25 protein-coding genes and 2 tRNA genes are annotated in these 26830 nt (G+C 36.2%); 14 read left to right on the top strand and 13 right to left on the bottom strand.

Annotated elements, in window-relative coordinates; genetic code table 11:
* Window positions 1–44 precede the first annotated feature (44 nt).
* A complete protein-coding gene (locus J2786_RS22510; RefSeq protein ID WP_047433086.1) occupies window positions 45–1331 on the bottom strand; it encodes an adenylosuccinate synthase in 1287 nt (428 codons plus the stop codon).
* A 178-nt stretch (window positions 1332–1509) separates the two neighbouring features.
* Here J2786_RS22510 and J2786_RS22505 point away from each other — a divergent pair, with 178 nt between their 5' ends.
* Genes J2786_RS22505 through J2786_RS22495 form a run of 3 tightly spaced genes read left to right on the top strand, consistent with a single transcriptional unit; the run spans window position 1510 to window position 3643 of the window.
* Window positions 1510–2094: an HI_0983 family protein gene (locus J2786_RS22505; protein WP_047433394.1), complete on the top strand. Its 585-nt coding sequence runs from the start codon at window positions 1510–1512 to the stop codon at window positions 2092–2094.
* Between the two features lie 13 nt (window positions 2095–2107).
* A complete protein-coding gene (locus tag J2786_RS22500) occupies window positions 2108–3031 on the top strand; it encodes an alpha/beta fold hydrolase (protein WP_047433088.1) in 924 nt (307 codons plus the stop codon).
* A gap of 54 nt (window positions 3032–3085) precedes the next feature.
* A complete protein-coding gene (locus tag J2786_RS22495; protein WP_047433089.1) occupies window positions 3086–3643 on the top strand; it encodes an AAA family ATPase in 558 nt (185 codons plus the stop codon).
* Between the two features lie 195 nt (window positions 3644–3838).
* Here the strand turns inward: J2786_RS22495 and J2786_RS22490 are convergent, their stop codons facing one another.
* Window positions 3839–5428 (bottom strand): ABC-F family ATP-binding cassette domain-containing protein, encoded by a 1590-nt coding sequence (locus tag J2786_RS22490; RefSeq protein ID WP_047433092.1) that lies wholly within the window; start codon window positions 5426–5428, stop codon window positions 3839–3841.
* Between the two features lie 397 nt (window positions 5429–5825).
* Here J2786_RS22490 and J2786_RS22485 point away from each other — a divergent pair, with 397 nt between their 5' ends.
* The 6 genes from J2786_RS22485 to J2786_RS22460 all read left to right on the top strand — a co-directional run bounded on the left by J2786_RS22485 (window position 5826) and on the right by J2786_RS22460 (window position 11134).
* Window positions 5826–6380: a phosphoribosyltransferase gene (locus J2786_RS22485; RefSeq protein WP_047433094.1), complete on the top strand. Its 555-nt coding sequence runs from the start codon at window positions 5826–5828 to the stop codon at window positions 6378–6380.
* A gap of 152 nt (window positions 6381–6532) precedes the next feature.
* A complete protein-coding gene (locus J2786_RS22480; protein ID WP_047374143.1) occupies window positions 6533–7111 on the top strand; it encodes an adenylate kinase in 579 nt (192 codons plus the stop codon).
* A gap of 56 nt (window positions 7112–7167) precedes the next feature.
* Window positions 7168–8151, top strand: a complete 984-nt coding sequence (gene obgE / locus J2786_RS22475; RefSeq protein WP_047433097.1) for a GTPase ObgE — start codon at window positions 7168–7170, stop codon at window positions 8149–8151.
* A 272-nt stretch (window positions 8152–8423) separates the two neighbouring features.
* Window positions 8424–8915: a DUF6438 domain-containing protein gene (locus J2786_RS22470; protein WP_047433099.1), complete on the top strand. Its 492-nt coding sequence runs from the start codon at window positions 8424–8426 to the stop codon at window positions 8913–8915.
* Between the two features lie 96 nt (window positions 8916–9011).
* The gene (locus J2786_RS22465; RefSeq protein ID WP_047433102.1) at window positions 9012–9650 is read left to right on the top strand and encodes a porin family protein; all 639 of its coding nucleotides are present in this window, start codon (window positions 9012–9014) and stop codon (window positions 9648–9650) included.
* A gap of 179 nt (window positions 9651–9829) precedes the next feature.
* Complete coding sequence (locus J2786_RS22460; protein WP_047433105.1) at window positions 9830–11134, top strand: DEAD/DEAH box helicase; 1305 nt, start codon at window positions 9830–9832, stop codon at window positions 11132–11134.
* A 57-nt stretch (window positions 11135–11191) separates the two neighbouring features.
* Here the strand turns inward: J2786_RS22460 and J2786_RS22455 are convergent, their stop codons facing one another.
* The 7 genes from J2786_RS22455 to J2786_RS22425 form a co-directional block, all read right to left on the bottom strand.
* The gene (locus J2786_RS22455) at window positions 11192–11956 is read right to left on the bottom strand and encodes a TatD family hydrolase (protein WP_047433109.1); all 765 of its coding nucleotides are present in this window, start codon (window positions 11954–11956) and stop codon (window positions 11192–11194) included.
* Between the two features lie 5 nt (window positions 11957–11961).
* Window positions 11962–12483, bottom strand: coding sequence for a DUF4269 domain-containing protein (locus J2786_RS22450; protein WP_047433112.1), 522 nt, complete (start codon window positions 12481–12483; stop codon window positions 11962–11964).
* Entirely contained in the window at window positions 12484–13434 is a 951-nt protein-coding gene (locus J2786_RS22445) for a GSCFA domain-containing protein (protein WP_047433114.1), read from the bottom strand. It lies immediately after the preceding gene.
* A 76-nt stretch (window positions 13435–13510) separates the two neighbouring features.
* Window positions 13511–14482, bottom strand: a complete 972-nt coding sequence (locus J2786_RS22440) for a polyprenyl synthetase family protein (protein ID WP_047433116.1) — start codon at window positions 14480–14482, stop codon at window positions 13511–13513.
* Window positions 14483–14583: 101 nt separating this feature from the next.
* Window positions 14584–15726, bottom strand: coding sequence for an inorganic phosphate transporter (locus tag J2786_RS22435; RefSeq protein ID WP_034700227.1), 1143 nt, complete (start codon window positions 15724–15726; stop codon window positions 14584–14586).
* 13 nt (window positions 15727–15739) lie between these two features.
* Complete coding sequence (locus tag J2786_RS22430) at window positions 15740–16378, bottom strand: DUF47 domain-containing protein (protein WP_027374906.1); 639 nt, start codon at window positions 16376–16378, stop codon at window positions 15740–15742.
* A gap of 151 nt (window positions 16379–16529) precedes the next feature.
* The gene (locus J2786_RS22425) at window positions 16530–18227 is read right to left on the bottom strand and encodes a DEAD/DEAH box helicase (RefSeq protein WP_047433121.1); all 1698 of its coding nucleotides are present in this window, start codon (window positions 18225–18227) and stop codon (window positions 16530–16532) included.
* A 408-nt stretch (window positions 18228–18635) separates the two neighbouring features.
* Between J2786_RS22425 and J2786_RS22420 the strand changes: the two genes are divergently transcribed.
* The 3 genes from J2786_RS22420 (at window position 18636) to J2786_RS22410 (ending at window position 21867) form a co-directional block, all read left to right on the top strand.
* A complete protein-coding gene (locus tag J2786_RS22420; RefSeq protein WP_047433124.1) occupies window positions 18636–19301 on the top strand; it encodes a DUF2461 domain-containing protein in 666 nt (221 codons plus the stop codon).
* A 263-nt stretch (window positions 19302–19564) separates the two neighbouring features.
* Window positions 19565–20359, top strand: a complete 795-nt coding sequence (locus J2786_RS22415; protein ID WP_047433127.1) for an FkbM family methyltransferase — start codon at window positions 19565–19567, stop codon at window positions 20357–20359.
* An 8-nt stretch (window positions 20360–20367) separates the two neighbouring features.
* Window positions 20368–21867: a lipopolysaccharide biosynthesis protein gene (locus J2786_RS22410; protein ID WP_047433130.1), complete on the top strand. Its 1500-nt coding sequence runs from the start codon at window positions 20368–20370 to the stop codon at window positions 21865–21867.
* 39 nt (window positions 21868–21906) lie between these two features.
* Here the strand turns inward: J2786_RS22410 and J2786_RS22405 are convergent, their stop codons facing one another.
* From J2786_RS22405 to J2786_RS22390, 4 genes are all read right to left on the bottom strand, one after another.
* A complete protein-coding gene (locus tag J2786_RS22405) occupies window positions 21907–22947 on the bottom strand; it encodes a hypothetical protein (protein ID WP_047433132.1) in 1041 nt (346 codons plus the stop codon).
* A 116-nt stretch (window positions 22948–23063) separates the two neighbouring features.
* Complete coding sequence (locus J2786_RS22400) at window positions 23064–23918, bottom strand: glycosyltransferase family 2 protein (RefSeq protein ID WP_047433134.1); 855 nt, start codon at window positions 23916–23918, stop codon at window positions 23064–23066.
* An 85-nt stretch (window positions 23919–24003) separates the two neighbouring features.
* Window positions 24004–25404: an aspartate ammonia-lyase gene (gene aspA / locus J2786_RS22395; protein WP_047433136.1), complete on the bottom strand. Its 1401-nt coding sequence runs from the start codon at window positions 25402–25404 to the stop codon at window positions 24004–24006.
* Window positions 25405–25476: 72 nt separating this feature from the next.
* Window positions 25477–26502 (bottom strand): N-acetylmuramoyl-L-alanine amidase, encoded by a 1026-nt coding sequence (locus tag J2786_RS22390; protein WP_047433138.1) that lies wholly within the window; start codon window positions 26500–26502, stop codon window positions 25477–25479.
* A gap of 136 nt (window positions 26503–26638) precedes the next feature.
* Here J2786_RS22390 and J2786_RS22385 point away from each other — a divergent pair.
* Both J2786_RS22385 and J2786_RS22380 read left to right on the top strand, forming a co-directional pair.
* Window positions 26639–26723: transfer RNA gene (locus J2786_RS22385), tRNA-Ser, on the top strand.
* Between the two features lie 14 nt (window positions 26724–26737).
* Window positions 26738–26812 (top strand) — tRNA-Pro (locus J2786_RS22380).
* The last annotated feature ends 18 nt before the right edge of the window (window positions 26813–26830 follow it).

Here is a 26830-nt window from a genome sequence, read left to right as displayed (position 1 = left end):
AGACCATCAATGATGATCTCTTTTTATTGTATGTTCTAAGAATATTAGAATAATTCTTTTCTGATGATGTTCTGACTTCTTTCAGGACCTACAGAAACCAGGTATACGTTAATTCCTAAGTATTTTTCAATAAACTCGATGTATTTCTGAGCAGTGTCAGGAAGTTCATCATAGCTTCTTGCTTTAGTAATGTCTTCGCTCCAACCTGGTAAATCCTGATAGATTGGCTCGTAGTTGTACAGTTTTTCTGTTGAAGAAGTGAAATAATCGATGATTTTTCCGTCTTCAGTTTTGTAATGCGTCACCACTTTCAGGTTCTCAATTCCTGTAAGAACGTCAAGTTTAGTGATCACAAGGTTGTTGATACCGTTGATCATACAAGCGTGCTTTAAAGAAACAAGGTCTAACCAACCTGTTCTTCTTGGTCTTCCTGTAGTCGCTCCGAATTCACCACCGATCTGTCTGATTTTTTCACCCAGTTCGTTATCCAGTTCAGAAGGGAAAGGTCCGTTTCCAACTCTTGTACAGTAAGCTTTTGCTACACCAATTAAGTTCTGAAGTGAAGTTGGTGGTACACCAGCTCCTGAACAAACTCCTCCTGTAGATGGAGAAGATGAAGTTACGTATGGATAAGTACCGAAGTCGATATCAAGCATTAATGCCTGTGCTCCTTCGAATAAAACGTTTTTACCGTCTCTGATCGCTTCGTTCAGCTCTAATTCAGTATCAACGATTCTGTCCTGAAGCTGTTTTCCGATTGCTAAATATTCGTTGTAGATTTCTTCAACGTCTAACGTTGGTTTTCCGTAATATTTTTCAAAAAGAGAATTTTTAACTTTTAAGTTTTTCTCAATTTTATCTCTTAAAATTTCTGGATTTAAAAGGTCTACCATTCTTATCCCGACTCTTGCAATTTTATCTTCATAACAAGGTCCGATTCCTTTTTTGGTAGTTCCGATCTGAGTTCCTCCGTGTTCCTCTTCACGGTAAGTATCCAAAAGGATGTGGTAAGGCATGATGACATGCGCTCTTCTGCTGATAAAGATGTGATCTGTTCTCAAGCCTTTGCTCTCGATCTGACCAACTTCTTTAATGAAAGACTTAGGGTTTACCACTACTCCGTTCGCAATGATACATTTCCCTTTGCATTGAAGAACTCCTGAAGGAAGAAGGTGCAAAACGAATTTTTCTTCACCCACATAAACCGTGTGACCAGCGTTGTCTCCACCCTGGAAACGTACGACATAGTCCGATTTTGCTGATAAAACATCCGTGATTTTTCCTTTGCCTTCATCTCCGTACTGAAGACCTACAACTACATAAGTTGACATATTTTACTTTTGTTTTTAGATTCGTGCAAAATTACTTTTAAAAAAAATGACGACCAAATTCTAGAGGATATTTATTTTGGGTTGGGGTGAAAATCATGAGGTTGAATATCACTTCATTTCTATCTTTTTACTTTCATACCTATATAAAATGGATTATATTTACTATAAATTTATACAAATGAAAATTAAAATTCTGATTCTACTTTTAATAATTCCTCTTCTTTACGTGAACGCTCAAAATAAAGTAAATGATTATCTAAATATACCTGGTTCCATTAAGCTGAATCAAAAGGAATATAATCTCGTATGGAGTTCACATCCTAATGAAAACTATTTTAAACAGGAATATATAAGCTCCCATGAAAACATCAATAAATACAACAGTATGGTATTGGTCGATTTTGTAAAAGGTGATTTTAATATCAAGGATGTTGTTGATCAAAAAGTAGCAGAACTGCAGGAAATGAAAAAGGCCAACCCAGTCATCAATTACCAGATTTTTGAAAATAAGGAAGAATATATTTTAGATTTTCTTATCAGTGAAAATTCAAAGGACGGCAAGGAAATACTCATTGCAGAAAGAAATATTTATCGCTACAAAATCATTAGTAATGCAAAGAATAAGGGCGTTCTTCTTTTTGCACTGAGTGAAAGAGGGTATCCGGAAAATATGGATTCTTTTTTTAATAATTTAAAAACCAATTCTTCAAAATTAATTGAAACGGTTGGAAATTATAAACTTCCAGATATTGAAATAAAATAATATTCCCATTACTATGAAGCTATCACAAAAATCTGCGTATTTACCATCAAAAATAAACAGCAACTCCCAGCTTTTTCATACTCTCTTTTCCCCGGAGACAGCAAAAGCCACCCTTCTCATTGTTCACGGTATGCAGGAACACAGTGGAAGATATGCAGAGATTGCAGAATATTTTGTGGCTCATGGGATTGCTGTATTGACTTATGATCATCTGGGACATGGAAAATCTGTAAAAGAGAAAAAAGACATTGGTTTCTTTCAGCTTGAAAAACCGGATGAAAGGCTTGTTGCCGATGCCAAAATGATGGCTGATTATCTTGCAGAACAATATCCGGATGCTCCCCATTTTATTCTGGGACATTCTATGGGATCTTTCATTACCCGCTGTCTTCTTCAAAAGGCAAGCAGTAAGTTTGCAGGAGCTATCATTACAGGAACCGGCGGACCGTTGCCGGGAATCGATATATTGAGAGGGTATTTGTCATTAGCTAATGCTATTGCTCCTCGTCACCGTACTTTTTTGAATTCTGTTTTCACAAGCGTTAATAACAAACATTTTAAAAAAGATAAAGATTTCAGTGATACCAGCTGGCTGAGTGTAAATTCTAAAAACCGAAAAGCTTTTGAGCAGGATGAACTTTGTGGAATTCCGTTTACTCATAATGCTTTTTATACTTTATTTACCATTTATAAAAAAGCGACAGCGAGAAACTGGGCTGCCACTATCTCTAAGTCATTTCCTTTCCTTTTTGTAAGCGGGCAGAATGACCCGATTGGGGATTTCGGAAAAGGGGTTATGCATACTGTTGACCATTTAAAAGCGGACGGTTTCCAGCATGTGGATGTAAAGATCTATCCGGAAATGCGTCATGAGATTTTAAATGAGGAAATACGGGAAAAAGTGTTGAAGGAAATTGATGAATGGATTTCAAAATAAAAAGAATCTCCCGCAAATTTTGCAGAGTTCGCTGATGTAATACACTTAAAAATCATGAGAATACATATTTTGGGAGCTTCCGGTTCCGGAGTGACCACTTTAGGAAAAGCTTTATCTGAAAAACTCAATATTGAATACTTCGATAGTGATGATTTTTTCTGGCTTCCAACACCAATTCCTTTTACAGAAAGACAAAACCCTGAAACGAGAAATTCAATTATTTCAAACAAACTTCATACTGCCAGAAACTGGATTTTTGGCGGTTCAATCATTCATTGGGGTGAAAATATATTTCCTGCATTTGACCTGATTATTTTCCTCTATCTTCCTCCAGATGTACGGCTGGCAAGGCTTCGAAAAAGAGAGCATGAAAGATATGGCGAAGAAATCATCACCCATCCTGAAAGAGCCAAAAAGTTTATGGAGTTTATGGATTGGGCTAAAGATTATGACCATCATACCGGTATTGCCAACAGAACTTTAAAAGCCCATCTTGAATGGCTGTCTGAGATGAACACTCCTCTGATTGAAATTTCAGGCAATTATGAGCTGCCTCAAAAGATGGAAACTATTCTGAATACAATAAAACAGGGAAATGTGCAGGTGAAATAGAGATTGCTTCGCTTTGCTCGCAATGACTGAAGTGCGATTTATCTGGATGCGATTAAATTATAAAAAATTAAAAACCTGGAAATTAATTTTTCCAGGTTTTCTTATGATAAGTTTTGGCTAAAGCCGATGGAATTGTTTTGATGTTGAAGGCGGGCTAAAGCCCACCCCTATTGAATACCAACTACATTATAGTTCTTAATCCAACAAAACCTCACTATTCACACCAATCTCCTCCAGAAAAACTTCATCATGGGAGATAACCAATAATGTTCCCTGATAATCTTTTATAGAATTGGTGAGAATTTCCACATTCTGGAGATCTAAGTTATTGGTAGGTTCATCAAGGATGATCATATCGGGTGCTTTATTACTGATGGAAAGACCGCAAAGAAGCAACCGTAAGCGCTCTCCGCCACTTAGCATTCCACATTTTTTGTCCCAGGTATCTTTCCAAAATAAAAATCTGGACAATAATGTTTTCACTTCCGATTCCTGCATGGCACTGTCATTGAAAGTCTGTACAAAATCATAAAGCGTTGAATCATGATCAATCAGGGAATATTCCTGGTCAATATAGATACTGTTGAATTCTGTTTTGTTTATTTTTCCTTCCGAAGGTTTAATATTTCCCAGCAGAAGCTTTATCAGCGTAGTTTTTCCGGAACCGTTTGAGCCTTTCACTGATATTCGGTCTCCGCTTCGCACTTCAAGACTGATATTTTTTTTCCAGAGTTTTTCCTTTCCGTAAATGAAATTAACTTCTTCAGCAGCAACAAGGATCTTTCCCGAATGCAGATTGGAATCATTAAAATTAACTTTCATCTGATCAGAATTCTTTAAAGAGGAACGAAGATCTCTCAAATCACCGGAAATCCCACTGATTTTCTCAGCATGTACACCTTTAAGTTTTGAACTGTTTTTTTCAGCATTATTCCGAAGTGTATTCATCATAATTCTGGCGACTCCGGATTTCTCCTGCTTTCCTTTACCTCTTGCATCCAGCTTTTGCTTTCGCTCTAATGTTTCCCGTTCTTTTTCTTTTGCTTTTTTCAAAGCACGTTCTTTGGAATGGATATCATTATGTAACGCTTCTTCCTCCACTTCTTTTTGCTCTGCATAGAAGTCATAATTTCCACCATAAGCAGCAATTCCCTGATTACTTAATTCGAATATAGTGTCCACAAGATTCAGCAAAGTACGGTCGTGGCTTACTATAACCACTGTTGCATGTGTTTTGTCAATAAGGTCATACAGAAGCTTTCTTCCTTCACTATCCAGATGATTGGTCGGTTCATCCAAAATAATAATATCAGGATGATTGATCTGAATTCCGGCAAGAAAAACTTTTGTCTTCTGTCCGCCACTCAGGCCTTCCAGTTTTTGATGTAACTCAAAATTATGGAGTCCCCAATGTTCCAGGGCATGTTGGCATCGTTCTTCAATGTCCCAGTCGTCATTAAGTGTTTCAAAATAAATTTCGTCTACCTCTCCGTTGGTAATTTTTTGGAGAGCCTGCAGTTTCTTATCTATTTTCAGGCATTCTGCAATGGTAAGATGATTATAATTCCCGAACATCTGCGGTACATAAAAGATATTACCCTGGATATTGATATTGCCGTTGAGAGGCTGTATTTCCCCCGCGATAATTTTCAGCAGGGTTGATTTCCCCATACCATTACTTCCTACCAAAGCAGATTTGGCAGAAGACTGTATTGTTAAATTGATATGATTGAATAGAAGATTTCCTCCCGGAAACCCAAAGGATATATTTTGCAGTAAAATCATGATTTCTTTCTTAAATAATGGTTGAATACCAGTAACATTTCCGTTACCGTTTTTATTGAATCTGAAAGAAATTGTATCCTACATGTCTGTATTTTTGGGTTTTGAAAGAACAAAGATAGTCATTTTCCGGAATATTCATTTCTTCATCAATCAACAGGACATTTATCATCTTTTTGTTCTTGATTTCAAACACCTGTCTTTTTTAATTACTTTCTGGATCCTTTATTTAAGGCTATATCATTCTATCTCATTAAAAATCTTATCATTATTACTATTTAAACACCCTTCGTTATAATATTCAGTTTTGCTCTTGCAACATCCTTTAACTTTCAAACTGATAAAAACAGGAAAGTATTTTAATCAAAAATCCGTAACTTTGCCAACTACTAAAAATTTTATGGAAAGCATTAAAGTTCACGACAAAACTTTCGTTCCTTATTTAAAGGATGCCGAAATTCAGGAAATTGTAAAAGAGACAGCGTTAAGAATTTATGAAGATTACAAGGATGAAGTTCCAGTTTTCATTGGGGTTTTAAATGGGGTGGTAATGTTCTTCTCAGATCTTTTAAAATATTACCCGGGGGAATGCGAAATTGCCTTCATTCAAATGAGTTCTTATGTAGGAACTGAATCTACAGGGATTGTTTATCAGAAAATGGAGCTGACTAAAGACGTAAGAGACCGTCATATTATTATTGTTGAGGATATCGTAGATACAGGAAATACGGTTGAAAGTCTTTTCAAATATTTCAAAGAAACACAACGTCCTAAATCTGTAAAACTGGCTAGTTTCTTATTGAAACCAGAAATTTACAAGAAAGATTTCAAACTGGATTATATCGGAAAGGAAATTCCAAACAAATTTGTACTTGGATACGGACTGGATTATGATGAATTGGGAAGAAACCTTCCAAATTTATATCAGCTGGAAGACGGACAAATCAACCATTAAACGCTGTTGGCTATTAGCTGATAGCTTTTAGCTTAAAATTATATAAAGAAATAAATTTAATAATAACTTAAAAAAGCTGAAAGCAAAAAAGCAAACCGCCAAAAGCCACGAGCCAGAAGCAAAATGCCCATTGCTGGAAGCGTATCAACATTATGATAAACATTGTTCTGTTCGGCCCTCCAGGAAGTGGAAAAGGAACACAAGCTCAGAATCTAATCGAGAAATTCAATTTAAAACAGGTTTCAACAGGTGATCTTTTCAGATACAATATGAAAAATGACACTGAACTTGGAAAACTGGCTAAGTCATACATCGATAAGGGAGAATTGGTTCCGGATCAGGTAACAACAGATATGCTGATCGACGAGATCAAAAAACCTACTGATACCAACGGTTTTATTTTTGACGGGTACCCAAGAACAACTGCTCAGACAGAAGCTTTGGAAACGATCGTTAAAGAAGTACTGAATGATGATATAGATATCTGTCTTTCATTGGTGGTAGAGGACAAAATTTTGGTTGAAAGACTTCTGAAAAGAGGAGAAACCAGCGGAAGATCAGACGACAGCAATGTAGAGATCATCGAAAACAGAATTAAAGAATATTATACCAAAACAGCAGAAGTTGCCGAGCTTTATAAGCAGCAGGGTAAATATGTAGAGGTAAACGGTGTTGGAGAAATTGATGAAATTTCCCAAAAACTTTTCGCTGAGGTAGAGAAAATTAAATAATCGGGATATAGCAAGGGATAAGATGTTTCATCCCTGCAACCCGCAATACAAACTATATGTCTAACTTTGTAGATTACGTAAAGATCCATTGTAAAAGCGGACACGGAGGTGCTGGTTCTGCCCACCTTCGCCGTGAAAAGTATATTCCTAAAGGTGGTCCTGACGGTGGCGACGGAGGTCGTGGCGGACACGTCATCATGAGAGGAAATGCTAATGAATGGACTTTGCTTCCACTCCGATATACCCGTCACATAAAAGCAGAACGAGGTGAAAACGGAGCGAAAAACCAGCTGACAGGAGCTGACGGTTCTGATATTTATATCGATGTGCCTATTGGGACTATCGCTAAAAATGAAGAAGGTGAAATTATCGGAGAAATTCTTGATGACAAGCAGGAAATCATTTTGATGCAAGGAGGGAAAGGTGGAAAAGGAAACGAACATTTCAAATCCTCTACCAATCAGACCCCAAGATATGCTCAACCGGGAATGGATGGTGAAGAAGGCTATGTGGTCTTCGAACTTAAAATTTTGGCCGATGTAGGACTTGTTGGATTTCCAAACGCTGGAAAATCTACACTTTTAGCATCTGTTTCTGCGGCAAAACCAAAAATTGCCAATTATGCTTTTACTACCTTAACTCCTAACCTTGGGATTGTAGATTACAGAAATTACAAATCATTTGTAATGGCTGATATTCCAGGGATTATTGAAGGAGCAGCAGAAGGGAAAGGCTTAGGACACAGATTCCTGAGACATATTGAAAGAAATTCTATCCTTCTTTTCTTAATTCCGGCCGATTCTGAAAATCATTTCCAGGAGTTTAAAATTCTTGAAAATGAGCTGAAGGAGTACAATCCTGAACTTCTGGATAAAGATTTCATTGTTTCCGTTTCAAAGTCTGATCTTCTGGACGATGAACTGAAAAAAGAAATTGCAGCAGAGTTCCCGGAAAACAAACAGCCTCTGTTCTTCTCAGGTGTTACCGGAGAAGGCCTTATGGAGTTGAAAGATGCGATCTGGAAACAATTGCACGGATAGAAATACATTGATTTATCAGTTATATTTTTCATTAAATAGAACTGCAGCATAAAAACAGCCTTAGGAGAACCTGAGGCTGTTTTTTCATAGAGCTACCTCTATTTTTCTCTCTCTCAATATTTTAAACCATTAAGTAGCGCTTAAGCAATAAAGTATCGTTAAGATGAATCATTGGTTATAAGCATAAAGCTTTTTTATATTTAACATAAAAATAAAAAAAGGCTTTATCGTTTGGAACAATTATTGGGAGATTCATTCAAATTGAAAAAACTATGAAATATTTGCTAGCTATTTGTGCATTTGTGTTGTTGACATCCTGTACAACTTCCCAAAAAGTAAATTCAAAATATACTAAAATTGAATATGAAGCAACTCCCTGCTTTGGATTCTGCCCTGTTTTTAAAATGACAATCAATCCGGACAGAACTGCGGTTTTTGAAGCGGAACATTTTAATTTTAATGATAAGCCTTCAAAAGATGAGTTTTCAAAGCCGCGTGAAGGAACTTTTAAAGGAACCATCAAAGAAGAGGATTATAATAAATTAATCAGTTTACTTGATGCTTTAAATGTAAAAGGTTTAAATGACAAATACGGTGAACACAATATTACCGATCTTCCGACTTCCTACTTAAGAGTGCAATTCACTGACGGAACTTCAAAAAATGTAGAAGATTATGGAAAACGTGGAAGTGAAAAGCTTTCGGAAGTGTATCAGTTTTTTGAAAACTTAAGAAAGAATCAACAATGGGATAAAGTGAAATAGCTTCACTAAAAATATTTAAATTATCTTTGTAACAGTAATTCCTTCCTTTGGAGGAATTATTTTTTTGTAAAAACTTTTAATCATTTAAAAATAAATATGAAGAAGAACATTTTTTTCATTGCAGTATTTGCTTTCACGGCAATATTTAATGCACAGGAAACCACAAAAGATCCGGCATCTATGAGCTTTGGGGTAAAAGGAGGATATTCCCTATCCAACATGAAGTTTTTTGGAACCGCTCTGGACTCGAAATCCTATTTTTATGCAGGTATCGTAGCAGAGCAGCCTTTATCTGCTAAGTTCGGCTTACAGGCTGAATTACTGTATACTCAATTGGGTGGTAAAGACGCTTATCCCTGGTATGAGTTGGTAGGCAATGAAGTGGTAAACGTGGGTGACATGCACTTTGATTACAAATTCAATCAGATACAGGTTCCCATCTCAGTAAAATATTATATTGTTCCAGAACTTTCTGCTTCTGTAGGGATGAACTTAGGATTTAATATATCATCCAAAGTAAAAATGAATACTGTTTTTAATGAGGCTGAAACACACAATTACGAATCTTTAAAAACCTTGAATTTATTCCCTTTTCTAGGGGCGGAATATAAGATTAATCAAAAGTTTTTTGTTGACGCCAGATACAATTTCAATTTTATAGAAATGAATAAAAGCAATGCAGTTCCTACAAAAATTGGATTTCTTCAGGCTGGTGTAGGATATAGATTTAAATAAACTGCAGATATGTAACAGAAAAAAATGGCGGCTCACATTCGGGTTGCCATTTCTGTTTTTCAATGGGCAATAAGTCTAAAAAAAGTGGAATAAGATACTTAAAAATATTTAGACTACCTTTGCAGAATGTAATTCTTTCAGACTGAAGGAATTTTTATTTAAATTTTAAAATAATTCATTTGAATTTTACAGACTTAAACTTAATAGAACCTATTGCAAAAGCAATTCAGGAACAGGGATACACGACTCCTACTCCTATCCAGGAAAGATCTATTCCTGATATCCTGGAAGGCAGAGACTTTTTAGGTTGTGCACAGACAGGAACAGGAAAGACGGCAGCTTTTTCCATCCCTATTCTACAGAATTTATCCAAAAATAAAATTCCCAATAAACATATAAAAGCATTAATCCTTACTCCAACCAGAGAACTGGCGATTCAGATTGAGGAAAACATTAATGCTTATGGTAAATATCTTCCCTTAAAGCAACTTGTTATTTTCGGTGGGGTAAAACAAGGAAATCAGGAGGCAGCTTTGAGAAAAGGTGTTGATATTCTGGTGGCAACACCAGGACGACTTCTGGACTTTATTGCACAAGGAATCATCAGCCTGAAAAATCTTGAGATTTTTGTTCTTGATGAGGCAGACAGAATGCTGGATATGGGTTTTGTACATGATGTAAAAAGAATCATTAAACTTTTACCTCAGAGAAGACAAACTTTATTCTTTTCAGCAACAATGCCGGCTGAAATTCAGAAACTGGCTAATTCTATCCTGAATAATCCGGTAAAGGTAGAGGTAACTCCGGTTTCTTCTACTGCAGACACCATCAAACAATCTGTATATTTTGTAGAAAAAGACAACAAACTGAATTTGCTTTCTCATATTCTTCAAAATGATATTTCAGACTCTGTATTGGTTTTTGCCAGAACGAAACACGGTGCAGATAAGATTTCCAGAAAGCTGCAGAAAGACAATATCTCCGCAGAAGCAATTCATGGTAATAAATCTCAGAATGCGAGACAAAATGCGCTGAATAATTTCAAATCCGGAAAAACAAGAGTTCTTGTAGCGACGGATATTGCTGCCAGAGGGATTGATATTGACGAATTGAAGTTCGTGATCAATTTTGAGCTTTCTGATGTTTCTGAAACCTATGTACACAGAATCGGAAGAACAGGAAGAGCCGGAGCCGAAGGTAATTCTATATCTTTTGTGGATGGACTTGACCTTTTGAATTTAAAAAATACAGAAAAGCTAATTGGAAAGAAAATTCCTGTCATCAAGGATCACCCGTTCCATACTGATGACCTGGTTGCACAGAAAAGGGATTCGAATAACAAACCTGTTCATGCTGGTGGTGAGAAACCTAAAACAGGAAACAGTAATAATTCAAGGTCAAATAATAACCGTAAAAAGCCTGCAGCGGGAGCTTCAGTAGGGTTTAAAAAACCTAAGAATAAGAATTTCACCAGAAAGAAATAAAAAACGAAACCCTTTTCAAAACGAAAAGGGTTTTTATTTATCTTAAAGTTCAGAACTTTATACCTTAAAAATATTCTTTGCATTTTCTGTCGTAATGCGGTCTATCTCAGAAAAATCTTTCCCATAAATATTCACCAGTTTTCCGGCAACCAGATCAAGGTAAGAGCTTTCATTTCTTTTTCCTCTGTGCGGAACCGGCGCAAGGTAAGGAGAATCTGTCTCCAGAACGATTTTATCCAGTGGAACTTCATTCAGAAACTGGTCTATTTTTCCATTTTTAAAAGTCACTACTCCACCGATCCCTAAAATAAAATTAAGATCAATGGCATGTTGTGCCTGTTCAAGATTCCCTGAAAAACAATGAAAGATTCCTCTTAATTTCGTATGTCTTTTTCTTTCCAGTACCTCAAATGTTTCATCAAAACTTTCTCTTGTATGAATCACAATCGGAAGGTCTTTTTCTATCGCCCAGTCAATCTGCTGTTCGAAAGCTTTCACCTGGATACCAAGGGTTGTTTTATCCCAGTACAGATCTATTCCGATCTCTCCTATTGCAGGAAAATGTCTCTGATCAAGATAATTTTTTACGATTTCAAGTTCTTTTTCCCATGATTCAGGTTTTACATAGCAAGGATGTAATCCCATCATTGAAAAAATATGTCCCGGATATTCTGTTTCCAGCTGCAGCATTTTTTCGTGCGATTCAGAATCGATTGCCGGAAGATAAAATTCTGTAATTCCTTTATCTAAAGCTCTCTGAATAGCTTCTTTTCTGTCTTCATCAAATTCTTCTGCGTATAGATGTGTATGTGTATCAATCATTTTATTTAAAATTTCAATAGATCTTCGTAAGGATTTTCAAGTCCCAGCAATATTCCGAAGGCGGGTTCTGTCTTTATTCCTTGCTTTTTAAGTTCTATTATTTTTTGTTTAAATTTCTCTCCTTTTTCCTGTAATATTTTGTATTCGGCAACCATATGAAGATAGGCATTCTGCTCTGTAGTAGGCTTATTCTGTCCAAAAATTTCAATGGGAAACCCTTCCAGCATAAAATTTAAAGTAATGCATTCTTCACCGTTTACAATGGGGTGCTCCACTTCAACGTCTTGAGGAATCAACTGACAAAATAGTAAATCATCCAGAAAGTCTTGTTCAAATTTTAAATCCACTTCAAAAATAAGATCCAAATCGCTTCCTTTGATATCAATTTCTATAGGAACAGTTCCTGCCAAAATCGGGGAATAATCTTCCAGCTTCTCGAAGACACGATATTTTGTAAGGATTTCATAAGCCCTTTTCTGTCTTTCATTTCCATCTCTCAGATAGTCAATTCTGGTAAAATCAGGCATTTAAAATATTTTATGTTTTACCTTTTTGCGCTGCACTTCAATTCTCTGATCCAGTTTTTCTCTGAATTCGATAAACTTTGGATCTTTCTTATCACTGGTCTTGTGTTCAAGAGCTTTGATAATCTTAAAATTTTCTTTGATAAAGTCCTGAGTTTCTTCGGAAAAATAAGATTTTCCGAATTTCTCAAATATATAATTAACCGCCTGGGTGCTGGGATGGATCATATCTTCTTTGTAAAAACGGTAATCCCGGAGATCATCCATCAAAATCTCATAGACAGGCAGATAATGACAGTCTTCAAAGAGGGAAATAGACTCGTGGATAGCAGTGATTAATTTGGATTTACTTAACTGATTTTCTACCATTCCATCCCTGGTATGCCTTACAGGTGAAACGGTAAACAGGATTTGTACTCCTTCTTTACAAATATCTTTAAGATCCAGAATGCTCTGGTAAATTGAACTGGTAAGTTCCTGATGAGATAGCAGTCTTTTCTCAAAAAACTTTTGCGGAATTTTGTGACAGTTGGCCACCAGCTTTTTCTTGGGAAGGAATTCATAGATAAATGAAGATCCGTAGGTGATAATAATCCAGTCAGCTTCCTGAAGAAAGGCATTTCCCGCTTCAATAGCTCCGTTAATCTTATCTAAGGTCTGATGAATATAGCGGGTATCAAAACTGGTATGATGATCCAGTGAGATATATTCTTCATTGTAAGTGATCAGTTCCTCTTCTTCGTAAAATGCAGAATCATGTAATCTGTTGATGGCATGATTGATGGAATAAGGATTAAAAATTGTCCCAAAAGGGTTGTTGAGGGTCTGAAGTTGTCCGTCTTGCAGTAAATCCGTCATTTCAGAGGCAAAACATGAACCTATTGAAAATATTTTATCTTCAATTTCAATCTTATTTTCTGATGCGGGAATATCAACTTCTGTTCTGAATTTCATTGTATAAGGGTTAGGTGGCAGGAAATAAGCAGCGGGTAAATTGCTGTTACCTGCTACCTACCATCTGCTACCTATATTAACTTTCTCTTCTCAACAAATAATTTGCCAGTTCGATAAAAGGTTTTTTCTTTTCTTCCGGCACATCAATTTTCTGAAGATAACTTTGTCCAATTTCATTATGTTTTTCAATCAAGCGTAATGCTTTTTCATCTACTTTCGTTCTTCTGAAAATCTTTTCTACTCCGTAAACCTTGTCCACATTTTCAGTCTTCTTAGAATACCAGTAATCCAGTTCTTTTCTTTCTTCATCGGTAGCATGTTCTCTTGCTAACAGATACAGAACAGTTTTCTTGTTTTCATAAATATCTCCTGCATGTTTTTTCCCAAACTGCGCCTGATCTCCGAATACATCAAGATAATCATCCATAATCTGGAATGCAATCCCGATATGTTTTCCGAAATTGAAAATAGCTTTTGCATCTTTAAAATCTGCTTTTGCAATCAAAGCTCCGATTTCAAATGAAGAAGCACTCAATACCCCGGTTTTATAAGTAATCATTCTGATATAGTCATCAAAAGTAACATCTTCCTGAGTTTCAAAATTAATATCATACTGCTGTCCTTCGCATAACAGAAGTCCTGTGTGGGTAAATATTCTGATACATGCCTTGAAGATTTCAGGTTCCAGATCCTCAAAGAACTTATAGGCTTTCAGCATCAGTCCGTCTCCGGAAAGAATTCCTACATTAAGACCGTGTAAAGTATGAATAGTAGGCTTGTTTCTTCTTAGAGGAGCTTCATCCATAATATCATCATGGATCAGGGTGAAGTTATGGAAAAACTCGATAGCCAAGGCTGGCTTGATTGCCTGCTTAAGATCACCACCGAACATCTCACATGCCATAAGTACCATGATAGGACGAAGACGTTTTCCACCATGGGAAATAATATAGTTCATCGGGTCATAGAGCTCCGAAGGTTTATCTTTAAAAGTATATTTAGTGATGGCATCTGCAACAATCTGCTGGTATCTGTCTAAAAATTCCATAAAATCTTATAATTTGAACAAAAATACAATTTTTCAAGGCTTTATAAAACAAAAAACTTTGCCCAAATGGACAAAGTTTATATAATTATATGATTTGTTTTTTAGAAAAGGAAGGTTACTGCAAGATAAGTAATTGCCGCTACTATTGCAGAGATTGGAATGGTTAAAACCCAAGCCCAAAGTAAGCTTACGGTGATTCCCCATCTTACTGCTGAAATTCTTTTCGTTAATCCTACCCCGATGATAGAACCTGTAATCGTGTGTGTAGTAGATACAGGAATACCGAAGTGGTCTGTGATGAATAAGGTAATAGCACCTGCAGTTTCTGCACTTACTCCTTCTAATGAAGTTACTTTCGTAATCTTTGTTCCCATTGTTTTGATGATCTTCCAACCACCACTCATGGTACCTAAACCAATGGCAAGGAAAGAAACCAAAGGAACCCAGATATAATGCTGCGCAAAATAATCAAAACGTTCTGCAGAAGGAATATTCAGATACTGTGCATCCTGAAGCATATTAACGTGATAATAGATTACTGCGGCACCAATGATCCCCATTACTTTCTGTGCGTCATTCAAACCGTGTCCCAAGCTGAATAAGGCTGATGAAGCCAGCTGTAATCTTTTGAAAGACTGGTCTGCTTTGTGTGGGTTTGATCTTTTGTAAAGGTGTACGATAATCAAGGTAATAATGATCGAGATAATCATCCCTATGATCGGTGCCATGAAAATAAACAGGAAGATAGGAATTACTTTATCAAACTTTACTACACCCTGCTGCGTTACCTGGCTGAAAGCTTCTTTAATAGTATCCCACATCCCAAGCCCGGGCTGTGCTGCAGCTACATCATGATAATCCATCATGAAAGCGTGCATAAGAGCTGCTCCTAAGAAACCTCCGATCAACGTATGTGAAGATGATGAAGGGATCCCGAACCACCATGTCAAAAGGTTCCAGGCAATTGCGGCAATAAGGCCGGAAAATATAACCTCAAGAGTGATAAAATTTTCATTAACTGTTTTGGCAATTGTATTACCAATTTTGAATTCTCCAATAATGTAAGCAGCAATAAAGAAAGCTGCAAAGTTCCAAAGCGCCGCCCAAAGTACAGCCTGGAATGGAGTTAAAACTTTTGTAGAAACTATAGTTGCAATTGAGTTGGCAGCATCATGGAAACCATTGATATAATCGAAGATCAGGGCCAGCGCAATAATAACTACAAGTAAAATCGGAAATTCCATTTTTTGCTATGTATTAGGCGTATTTAATCATGATGTTCTCAATCGTATTGGCAACGTCTTCTGCTTTGTCCGTTACAATTTCAAGGTAGTTCAATACAGATGAAACTTTAATAATGTTGATCGCATCATTGGTTTCAAATAATTCTACCATTGAATTGGAAAGCAAATCGTCAGCAATATTCTCAATAGAGTTCACCTTAATACAAGCTTCTTTCACCTGTTCCATATTTTTGAACCCTTTAAGGTTTTTCATGGCGTTCTGGATTTCAAGACATGCTTTGTGGATCAGTAAAGAGAAGTCTGAATACGCCTTCATCTCAGGTGATTTGTAAAGGAAAATATATTTTGTGGATGCGTAGATATAATCAGCGATATCATCAAGCCCTGTTGCCAGTGTGTGAATGTCTTCACGGTCAAAAGGTGTAATGAAGTTCTTCCCTAATTCTACGAAAATTTCGTGAGTAAGTTCATCATTCTTGTGTTCGAAGTCGCTCATTTTCTTCAACATTGAATCGTCATTAAGATCGAAATCCTTGATTCCAGTGTTGAATTCTTCTGACATTGCAACTAGATTTTCAGTTACTTTTTCGAAAAGTACAAAGAAGATTTTATCTTTTGGTTGAAAAGCGTGGAAAATATTACCAATTCCCATTTTTTAGTATTTATAATTCGTGTGCAAATTTCTTAAAAAAGGATTGCACGTGAAACTATATAACATTAAGTTTTGTTAACATTCGCTTAACTGCTGATTATCAAATAAAAAAACCGGCATTACTGCCGGTTTTGTATGGTATAAGAAGAGATTAGTTTGCTACTTCAGCTCTCATATCTTTTCCTTTGAACTTCATCGATTGAATATTGCTCAACACATTATCTTTGAACGATTTTTCAACTTCGAAGAAAGAGAATTTCTCTAAGATTTCGATATCACCGATTTCCGCTCTTTTCTTGGTTTTTCCGCCAGCAGTAGCTTTGTTGATAATATCTAAAACATCAAGTTTCTTTAAATGGTCTTTTTTACCAAGGTTGAAGAAGAATCTTACCATGTTTTCATCTCTTCTTCTTGGCTTTCCACCACGATCTCTGTCTCTTTCACGTCCACGATCTCTGTCGCGACCTCTATCTCTGTCTCTTTCACGCCCACGATCTCTTCTAGAATAGTCATCGTCTCTGCTGCTTAATTTCTGCTCAACAAGGTCATGCTTGTCTTTGTAGTATAAAGCAAGATCTTTCAACTGGAACTGTAGAAGCTGGTGTACCAATTCTTCTTTTGTAAAGTTGCTCAGATCCGGGATTAAGCTATCATCAAATTCAAAAAGATCTTCGTGCTCCGTTAATAATTTCTCGAATACACCACCTACCTGAGCTTTGATAATATCTTCACCTGTAGGGATGAATTTCTCGTTAATTTCAATTTTCGTTGCAGATTTGATCTGTTTCAGTTTTCTGCTTTCTTCAGGCTTTATTAAAGCCATAGAAATACCGTCTTTTCCAGCTCTACCTGTTCTACCACTTCTGTGAACAAATACTTCAGGATCATCTGGTAAAGAGAAGTGAATAACGTGAGTTAAAGAGTTTACATCCAACCCTCTTGCTGCAACGTCTGTTGCCACAAGAATATCGATGTTTTTCAATCTGAATTTCTTCATTACCGTATCTCTCTGTGCCTGAGAAAGATCACCATGAAGAGCATCAGCTGCATATCCGTTCTGCATTAAGAAATCGGCTACCTCCTGAGTTTCCATTCTCGTTCTGCAGAAGATAATGGAATACTGGTTAGGGTTTGCATCGATAAGTCTCTTTAATGCTTCTTTTTTCTGACGGTATCCTACAACATAGTATTCGTGAGTAATGTTCTTTTTCACTTCGTTGATAGAACCTACTGAAATACGATGAGGTTTTGTAAGATAATTTTTGGAAATTCTTTCCACTTCTTTATTCATCGTTGCAGAGAATAAGAAAGTTTGTTTCGTTTCCGGAGTTTCGCTTAGAATGGTTTCCAATTCGTCCTTGAATCCCATAGAAAGCATTTCATCAGCTTCGTCTAATACTAACCAATGAATCGCAGAGAAGTCCAGTGCTTTTCTGTTGATAAGATCAATTACTCTTCCCGGAGTTCCCACAATAATCTGTGGTTTGTCCTTTAAAGATCTCATCTGCTCTACAATACTACTTCCACCATAAACCGCAGTTGTCTTGATGTCTTTCATATACTTAGAGTAATTCTTTATGTCCTTCGAAATCTGAAGACATAATTCCCGTGTCGGACAAAGCACCAATAATTGGATTTTGCGACTCGTATCGTCAATCATATCCAAAATCGGAAGCGAAAACGCTGCTGTTTTGCCTGTCCCTGTCTGCGCAAGTGCGATCAAGTCGCGAATATCTGAAAGAATAAAAGGGATAGTCTGTTTTTGGATTTCTGTTGGGCTTTCGTAACCCAGTTCGCCAATTGCCTTAAGGATATCAGGACTTAAATTGGTTTCCGTAAATAAATTCATTAACTATTTTAAAATTTTTGCAAAGATACAATAAATATTTGATTTGTTTTTGAATAAATTTTTAAATATGCAAACTTAAATTCACAATCCTTTAATATATCTTTGAATTTTGGAAAATTAAACCTAAAAAAAGAAGCCTTAGTTTAAAAAGTTGTTAAACATTATTTTTTTTTATTAAATTGGATTAATTTTTTCCATGTTATTTATAAATTTTTAAAAATAATGCCATTAAAAGGAAATTTTTCTATTTGATATTCCTATTAAGCGCCATTGAAATATTGTCCGTTAAGTAATAGTTTTTGTACATTTGAGTTGTGAGATTCGGGTTACAAGGTTCGGAATAAAGGTTCTAGCTCAGAAACTGTCCTGAATATCACTTAACAACAATAAAAAAACACCTTTCACAATATGTCTGCAACTATATCTTCCAAAACATTTGATTTTTTAAACAAATTAAATAAAAACAATAACCGCGAGTGGTTTAATGAAAATAAAACCCTGTACACTGCATCTCAGCAAAATGTAGTTTCGTTCTTAGACGAACTCATCAAAGAGATGTCCGGTTTTGATGAAGAACTTGCTAAAATAGACAGTAAAAAAGCTTTGTTCAGAATTTACAGAGACACGCGCTTTTCGAAGGATAAATCTCCATACAAAACCAATTTTGGAGCTTCTCTGGGAATGGGAAAAGGAAATCAGAAAGGAGGTTACTATCTTCACATGGAACCTGGAAAATCCTTTTTAGCAGGAGGAATCTACATGCCGGAATCTTCGGTACTGAAAGAAGTCCGTAAGGAGATTTCTTTATATGGAGACGACTTTCTGAAGATTCTCAATCATAAAGATTTCAAAAAGCATTTCCCAGAGCTTGATCAGGACGATAAACTGAAGAAAATCCCTCAGGGTTTTGAAAAGGAAGATCCAATGGGAGAATACCTGAAACTTAAAAACTTTATTGTGGTATATTCTCTGAAAGACGAAGAAGTTCTGGACAAAAATGCAGTGAAAAACATGACCAAAGTTTTCAAACTGATGAAACCTTTCAATGATTTTCTGAATACACCTTTTCGGTAGACAGCTCTATTTTTAACCACAGGACACTCATTTTACAGAATATTGGGTGCTTTATTACTGAAATTATAGTCTTTAGAATCTTATAAAAGAGATACCCAAGGGATACAGGTGTCTCTGTAACAAATCAAAAATACAGTAAAATTCAACAGGTTATAAAAGCAATTTTTAAAAATCCGCACTGAAAACCAAGCGATTATAATTAACATTTTTTAAGAAAAGTTTTACATTTTTACGTATCTTTGCTGTTCGCCAAAAAGCCAAAGATGTCTTTATACCAAAAAATTGCAGAGAAACTACAATACATAAGCCCGAATTTCTACAAAAAAAGATATTTTAAAGCTTTAAATAATCTTAATAAAAATAACTTTTCGGAACGTAATGTAGAACCGGAATTGGTATGGATCAAAGAATACCTTTCTAAAAATGCTGTAATATTGGATATTGGTGCCAATGTGGGAACTTTCCTTTATCAGCTGGAAAACACATTGAAACATGAGCATATTTATGGTTTTGAACCTAATAAAAAGCTTTATAGAAGACTGAAAAGGCTGTTTTCGGACATGCACATTTTCCCTCTGGCACTTTCTGATGAAAACAGAACTGCAGAGTTCAAAGTACCGATTATTAATGGAAAAACCATTGCTTCCCGAGGCACTTTAAACACTTCTTACAAAGAAAAAGGAGAAGAGAAAAGCTATACGGAACAAGTAAAAGTTATTAAGCTTGACGATTGGGCCGCACTGGAACATTTCAACAGACTGGATTTTATCAAAATAGATGTTGAAGGAAACGAAATAAAAACATTATCCGGGGCGAGAGAAACCATCAGACAATTCAAGCCGACTTTAATGGTCGAAATGGAACAAAGACATCACCAAACTCCTATATGGAATGAAATATCCGAAGTGATGAGCTGGGGATACAACGCAAAATATCTGAACAGAAACAGCTTTACGCTGGAAGATCTTACAGAAGATATCATAACACAAAATACAAACGACGAAAAAAATAAGACTCAGTACATCAACAATATTATTTTTATACCTAAAAACATTTAAAACGACTTATGAGTGTAGTAGCGAGACAAGGCTTCAAATATTCCATTATCGGTTATATTGGTTTTTTGCTGGGCACCGTTTCCGCAATATTTATATTTCCGAATGATTTTGAATTTTACGGAAAGCTGCGCTACATTCTTCCAACGGCTGAGATGCTGGTTCCTTTTGTTGTTTTAGGTATTTCTTATTCGAATGTAAAATTTTTCCACAAAGTAGAAAAAGATGGCAAGAAACAGAATATGCTGTCGCTGTCACTACTGACCGTTTTTATCAACTTTCTGATTTTTACGATTGTATTTTTTATTCTCCCCTATTTTTACCCAAAATTCAGGCATTCGGAGGCATGGAAGATCAAAGAGATGATTCTACCGTTGATTTTAATCCTTTCATTCTGTGCTATTTTCAATAAATATACGTCCAATTATAAAAGAATTGTAGTTTCCAATATCTTCGACAATCTGTTTCCTAAAATAGCCAATCTGGGCGCATTCTGTCTGTTTTTCTTTGCTTTATCACAGAATATTACGGCTGCTACATCACAGACCATTGCATATGCTTTCTTTTTTGGCATCTTCTTTTTAATGCTTTTGGGGTATATTTATTACACAAACAAACTGGAAAAAATTCACCTGGATTTTAAGACGGATTATTTTAAAAAGAATGATTTCTGGAAGGAGTTTTTCAATTATAGTTTCTTCGGTTTTCTTGGAACTTTTGGTAATTATCTTGCGATCAACAGTTTTATGATCGGAGAATTTATGGGAATGGAAGAGGTAGGAATTTACTCTGTTCTGTATGCTCTGATCTCATTGATTTCTATTCCACAGCTTGGATTATTCAATATTTCCGCACCTATCATTAATAAAACTCTGGCAGATGGAGATATGGTGGAACTGGACAGATTCCATAAAAAGACATCTTTAACACTGTACTTCCTGGGAGCTGTTTTATTCTCATGTATTATGGTGGGATTCCCTTATCTGACGCAATTTATGCCAAAGAACGGGACAATGCTCCGAGAATATGAGCCTGTAGTCTGGATCTGGGGTTCTGCGGTATTGATCGATCTTGCCACCGGATTCAACGGAAATATTATTTCACTCTCAAAATATTACAGATTCAATATTCTGGTGATGCTTTTGCTGGCCGGACTGACTATCGGACTGAATTATTATTTCATTAAAAACACGGATCTGAAGCTGATCGGAATTGCTTTATCTACGGCTATTTCACTTACCATTTACAATGTTGTGAAAATTGTTTTCAATTATATTGTATTTAAGGTTTCGCCGTTGAGTATTGAAATGATTTTCGTCTCTATTATCTGTACTTTAGCCATTACCGTAGCAATTGTTCTTCCGAATTTCAACAGCAATCTGCTTAATCTTGTTTACAAACCTGCAGTTGTTTTGATATTGATCTATATTGGAAATTACTTCACCAAAATTTTCCCGGTTGAAGATTATCTGAATATGAGATTTATTAAGAGTGTATTTAAGATCAAATAGGTACATTTAAGAAAAAAAAATGGAATAACCTGAAGTTTCTTAGATCAGACTTGTTAGAAATTGCTCCAGTTTTTTCTGAACTCCCTTCCTGTTGTACGTTGTATAAAAATCAAATGGATTTTCAGAAGCGATCTTTAACTGCTCGAGAATATTTTCTTTTTCAGGAATAATAAAGTTTAGTTTTGAAGGATAATTTCCTGGAAAAACAGCCAGTTTTCCATACGCTATGGCATCCCCAAGGTTTCCTGTCATTTTAGTCAGTCCATACGTTTCTTTCATACTGAAAAACTCTGTATCCTGCTGAATCGGACACCATAAAACGTCTGCTTTCTGCATCCATTTTTCAAAATCTTCAGAAGAAACTCTTTTTGAAAAATAAGTGATTTCAATGTTTTCAGGTAATTTTTCAGACAGATTCTCAAGTTGTTTAAACTCATGCCCGCTTGCTTTCCCCAGGAAAATAAATTGGCAGAGCCTGTCCGTATTGAGTTCCTGAATGGTTTTAAAAATATAGGCGTAATCTCTTCTTTTTTGCGAAACTCCACCAGGAATCACCACCACAAGGTTTTCATTTTCCACTTTGTCAAAATCTCTTGTATAAAACAGCGGCAAATGCTGATATCTCCCAGAAACCAATGCTTCATCCAATACGAAAAGTGTTCTCGAACTCTTATAAACTTTGGTTTTATAAAATAATCCTTCTTTCAGCCACAGTTTTAATCTGAAAATAATATCCCCTTTGAAAACGCTTTTCATCAGATCCAGTTTTGTGGCTTTTATAAAATTAAGATTGTGGGTAATAACTGCGGTATTGTACTTTTTTGTTATTGCCAAAAATGTATTAAAATAACGATGAACAGTTCCTATTATCACCAGGTCATATCCTTTCCCTTTTAACTGATCCAGAATCATAGAGCTGTCCGATAAGAAAACAGCTTCATTGCGATGACTTACCTGATCTTTGATCCTTTTTGAAAAATAATAGTCTACCGCAAAATCCTTAGAACCCTCCATAATATCCATGAAAGCCTGAGCAATTTCTGCGTGAGTGTCTATTTCTATGTAAGCTATTTTTTTCACAGGTTAATGGGAGTTATATCTTAAGTTTTGGCTAAAGCCAGTGGATTTTTATTTTTATTAAACGGGTTAAAACCCGTTTCTATTGATGAATATTCACAATGTATAAAAATCACTTTCTACATCTTCAGCCACTTTTTTTTCAGCATTTTCCAACGCTGATCATTAACGACTTTTCGTTCTTCTTTGGTAATTTTCAGTTCTGATTTTTTCGATCTGCAGTTTTCGTAAGATGTAATAATATCAAAGAAAAATGAGACAGATTTGCTTTTCATTGCTTCTTTTGAAGAGGCAATATAAGCCAGAAACCTGTTCAATCCTAAGAAATAAAAATATCTTCCGTAGTAATCTGCAGGACGTATTGTATAATCGGCTCCTTTTACTTTAATCAGCTTTACATGGAGCTCCGGAAGAACAATTTCTTTCCAGCCCAGATGATCCAGTAATATAGAATCAATATTATCCCAACCCAAAGTTTCCCTTAAACCACCGATCTGAATGAAGCATTCTTTACGGTAAGCCTTCATAGGACCTCTTACGTGATGTTTATTAGAGTTTCCTTCATACACCCAGTTTCCGTCTTTTTCAATATACAGAAGCCCTCCTACCAGTCCAAATTTTGGATTATTGGCGAAAGCTGTTTCCACTGCTGCCAGATAGTTTTCCGGAAGGATAATATCGGCATCAAATTTACAGATAATATCAAATTCATTCATAACCTGGGTCTGAAGTCCGTTTTTAAAAGCATGAACCACTTTAGAACCCGGCTGATGTTCAGATTTCTGCAGGTTGATGGTTTCAAACCGGGAATCAGTTTCTGTATATTTCCTGATGACATCAGAAGTTCTGTCTGTAGAGCCGTCATTCACTACCACTACTTTAAAATCTTTGCTGCTTTGCTGCTGTAAAGAATCAAGAGTAAATGGGAGGTTATCTTCTTCGTTATGAGCGGGAATTATGATTAAAAACCTCACGAATTATAAGTGATTAATGATGAGTAATCAATGATAAAAAACTGTTAAAACATTAATTATCATTGATCATTCATCGTTTATAGAATTATTTGTTATGCGGCTTCAGCATGTTTTTCGGATCAAGGATTTCATCCAGTTTTTCCTGAGAAAGAATTCCTTTCTCCAGAACGAGGTTGTAAACACTTTTCCCGGTTTCCAATGCTTCTTTTGCAATCTGAGTAGACTGTTTGTACCCGATATAAGGGTTCAATGCTGTTACAATCCCGATGCTGTGCTTCACCATATTCAGGCAGATTTCTTTATTGGCAGTAATTCCTACCACACACTTATCACGAAGTGTATCCAAAGCATTGCAAAGGAAGTTGATATTTTCCATGATGGCATGAGAAAGTACCGGTTCCATTACATTCAGCTGCAATTGTCCTGCTTCTGCTGCAAAAGTTACGGTAAGATCGTTTCCGAATACTTTGAAACAAACCTGGTTGACCACTTCCGGAATTACAGGATTTACTTTCCCTGGCATAATAGAAGATCCCGGCTGCATAGGAGGAAGGTTAATTTCAAAAAGTCCGGCTCTTGGACCTGATGAAAGCAATCTTAAATCATTACAGATTTTAGACAGCTTTACTGCAAGACGTTTTGTTGCTGAAGAGTAGATCACATAAGATCCTGTATCAGGAGTAGCTTCTACTAAATCCGGCGCAGAAACAATCGGGAATCCTGTAATCTGAGCTAAGTTTTTAGCGCAAAGAGTAGCGTATCCTACCGGAGCGTTTAATCCTGTTCCGATAGCGGTTGCTCCCATATTGACTTCTACAAAAAGGCTTGCATTGTTATTCAGTTTGGAGATATCCTCTTCCAAAGTGGCTGCATAGGCTTCAAACTCTTGCCCCAAAGTCATTGGAACAGCATCCTGAAGTTGCGTACGTCCCATTTTAATAACATCCTGGAATTCCTGTCCTTTTGCACGGAAAGCAGTGATAATTCTCTCCAGTTTTTCTACCAGTCCGATATTCATCTGAAGCAATCCCATTTTGATTGCCGTAGGATAAGCATCATTAGTAGACTGAGAAAGATTGATATGGTCATTAGGTGAACAGAATTCGTATTCTCCTTTATTTTTTCCCATTTTTTCCAATACGATATTGGCGATCACTTCATTCGCATTCATGTTGATGGAAGTTCCTGCTCCTCCCTGAATCATATCTACCGGAAACTGCTCATGATATTTCCCTTCTACAATTTCATCACATGCTTCTGCTATTTTAAAATACAGATTTTCGTCTAAAAGTCCTAATTCATAATTGGTTTTAGCTGCTGCTTTTTTTACAAATGCCAAACCTTTTATGAAATCCGGATACGAAGACAAAAGTTGTCCTGAAATTTTAAAATTGTCGATAGCTCTTTGTGTCTGAACCCCATAATAAGCATCTATAGGCACATTCAGTTCGCCTAATAGATCACTTTCTTTTCTGAAATTTTCCATTACAGATATTTTACTGTTTTTGATCGTTTAAAGATAGCAAAAACGCATCTAACCGATGCGTTTTAATTTGAATTATTTTGCTGGATATTTTTGATTTAAAGCCTGGAGTATTGCCCATGTTTCAGCATCCATAATTCCGTCATAATTTTGTGGACGGAAGTGATACTGGAAAGCTTCAATTGTTTTTTTGGTGGCATCATCCCATTTTCCGCTAAGATCAAGCGCATATCCGAATTTCTGCAATGAAGTCTGAATAAGAAAAATAAAGCTGGAATCATTATATCTTGCTGCCAGGTCTGCCTGTGCCGGTTCAAGATAAGTCTGTTTAGCTGCTTCATCATACCACATTCCCACCTGGTATTCATCATAAAGCTTCTTCCATGGGAACATAGGCCCCGGATCCTGCTTTCTTGTAGGTGCGATATCCGCATGCGCCAATACATTCGTAGGCTGAATCTGATATCTTGTTACAATGTCTTTAACCAAGGCAGCTACTTTTCTTACCTGTTCATCACTAAAAGGAGCAAAAGTTCTTTTACCTGTACTATCTGTAGTATATCCTGTATTAACAATTTCAATACCGATAGAATTATCGTTAAGATTTTTATCATTTCTCCACGCACTTACGCCTGCATGATATGCCCGCTTGTTTTCATCTACCAATTGATAGATCTCGTTATCTCCGGTATTATTTACGAGATAATGGGCGCTTACAGCCTGCTGGGTAAGAACAGTAATGGACTTATCATCCGCAAGAGCGGTATAATGCAATATCAGATAACGTTGTCTGAAATTTTGAGCAACTGCAGGAAAATAAGTTTTCACCACCTTATATCCGGCTGGTTTTGCAGATACAATAGAACCATAACTTGCCGTATTATCATTTTTTGTTGGATCTGCTATATTGGTAGTAAAAAAATCTACGCCATGATCAGATACAACTTTTGGTTTTGGAGCAACCGGAGGTGTTGTCTTAACAGTCGGTTTCGCCTGTGTTATTGGGGTTTTCGGTTGGTAAGTATTTTTTTTCACATTTTGTTGGGAGGTACATGAAAAAACAAAAGTGCTTAATCCGATGATATATAATGTTTTACGCATCAGTTTGGTTTTTGAATGATTTATTAGTTCAAAAATACACAAAATTTTCTTGAATTTTATTTGGTAAATAAAGAAATCTGTTCTATATTTGCACTCGCAATAACGGAACAACGATCATTAAAAAATAAACAAAAAAGGAGGGTTGCCGGAGTGGTTAACGGAGCAGTTTGCTAAACTGTCGACGCGAAAGTGTCGCAAGGGTTCGAATCCCTTACCCTCCGCTCTTCTATATATTCGGGGCGTAGCGTAGTCCGGTCATCGCGCCTGGTTTGGGACCAGGAGGTCGCAGGTTCGAATCCTGCCGCCCCGACTGTTTTAGTAGTTTTCT

Origin of the sequence: Chryseobacterium vietnamense (assembly GCF_031454475.1) — a bacterium.
GTDB classification, from domain to species: domain Bacteria; phylum Bacteroidota; class Bacteroidia; order Flavobacteriales; family Weeksellaceae; genus Chryseobacterium; species Chryseobacterium vietnamense.
The sequence above is the reverse complement of the archived record's forward strand: the minus strand, read 5'-3'. Positions and strand labels throughout refer to the sequence as shown.

Coding starts and splice junctions, on each gene's coding strand:
- J2786_RS22470 (WP_047433099.1), top strand. CDS start 8,424: ATGAAATATTTGCTAGCTATTTGTGCATTTGTGTTGTTGACATCCTGT.
- J2786_RS22510 (WP_047433086.1), bottom strand. CDS start 1,331: ATGTCAACTTATGTAGTTGTAGGTCTTCAGTACGGAGATGAAGGCAAA.
- aspA (WP_047433136.1), bottom strand. CDS start 25,404: ATGGAAAATTTCAGAAAAGAAAGTGATCTATTAGGCGAACTGAATGTG.
- J2786_RS22435 (WP_034700227.1), bottom strand. CDS start 15,726: ATGGAATTTCCGATTTTACTTGTAGTTATTATTGCGCTGGCCCTGATC.
- J2786_RS22415 (WP_047433127.1), top strand. CDS start 19,565: ATGTCTTTATACCAAAAAATTGCAGAGAAACTACAATACATAAGCCCG.
- J2786_RS22390 (WP_047433138.1), bottom strand. CDS start 26,502: ATGCGTAAAACATTATATATCATCGGATTAAGCACTTTTGTTTTTTCA.
- J2786_RS22420 (WP_047433124.1), top strand. CDS start 18,636: ATGTCTGCAACTATATCTTCCAAAACATTTGATTTTTTAAACAAATTA.
- J2786_RS22480 (WP_047374143.1), top strand. CDS start 6,533: ATGATAAACATTGTTCTGTTCGGCCCTCCAGGAAGTGGAAAAGGAACA.
- J2786_RS22505 (WP_047433394.1), top strand. CDS start 1,510: ATGAAAATTAAAATTCTGATTCTACTTTTAATAATTCCTCTTCTTTAC.
- J2786_RS22445 (WP_047433114.1), bottom strand. CDS start 13,434: ATGAAATTCAGAACAGAAGTTGATATTCCCGCATCAGAAAATAAGATT.
- J2786_RS22500 (WP_047433088.1), top strand. CDS start 2,108: ATGAAGCTATCACAAAAATCTGCGTATTTACCATCAAAAATAAACAGC.
- J2786_RS22450 (WP_047433112.1), bottom strand. CDS start 12,483: ATGCCTGATTTTACCAGAATTGACTATCTGAGAGATGGAAATGAAAGA.
- J2786_RS22410 (WP_047433130.1), top strand. CDS start 20,368: ATGAGTGTAGTAGCGAGACAAGGCTTCAAATATTCCATTATCGGTTAT.
- J2786_RS22485 (WP_047433094.1), top strand. CDS start 5,826: ATGGAAAGCATTAAAGTTCACGACAAAACTTTCGTTCCTTATTTAAAG.
- obgE (WP_047433097.1), top strand. CDS start 7,168: ATGTCTAACTTTGTAGATTACGTAAAGATCCATTGTAAAAGCGGACAC.
- J2786_RS22430 (WP_027374906.1), bottom strand. CDS start 16,378: ATGGGAATTGGTAATATTTTCCACGCTTTTCAACCAAAAGATAAAATC.
- J2786_RS22455 (WP_047433109.1), bottom strand. CDS start 11,956: ATGATTGATACACATACACATCTATACGCAGAAGAATTTGATGAAGAC.
- J2786_RS22425 (WP_047433121.1), bottom strand. CDS start 18,227: ATGAATTTATTTACGGAAACCAATTTAAGTCCTGATATCCTTAAGGCA.
- J2786_RS22440 (WP_047433116.1), bottom strand. CDS start 14,482: ATGGAATTTTTAGACAGATACCAGCAGATTGTTGCAGATGCCATCACT.
- J2786_RS22465 (WP_047433102.1), top strand. CDS start 9,012: ATGAAGAAGAACATTTTTTTCATTGCAGTATTTGCTTTCACGGCAATA.
- J2786_RS22490 (WP_047433092.1), bottom strand. CDS start 5,428: ATGATTTTACTGCAAAATATATCCTTTGGGTTTCCGGGAGGAAATCTT.
- J2786_RS22495 (WP_047433089.1), top strand. CDS start 3,086: ATGAGAATACATATTTTGGGAGCTTCCGGTTCCGGAGTGACCACTTTA.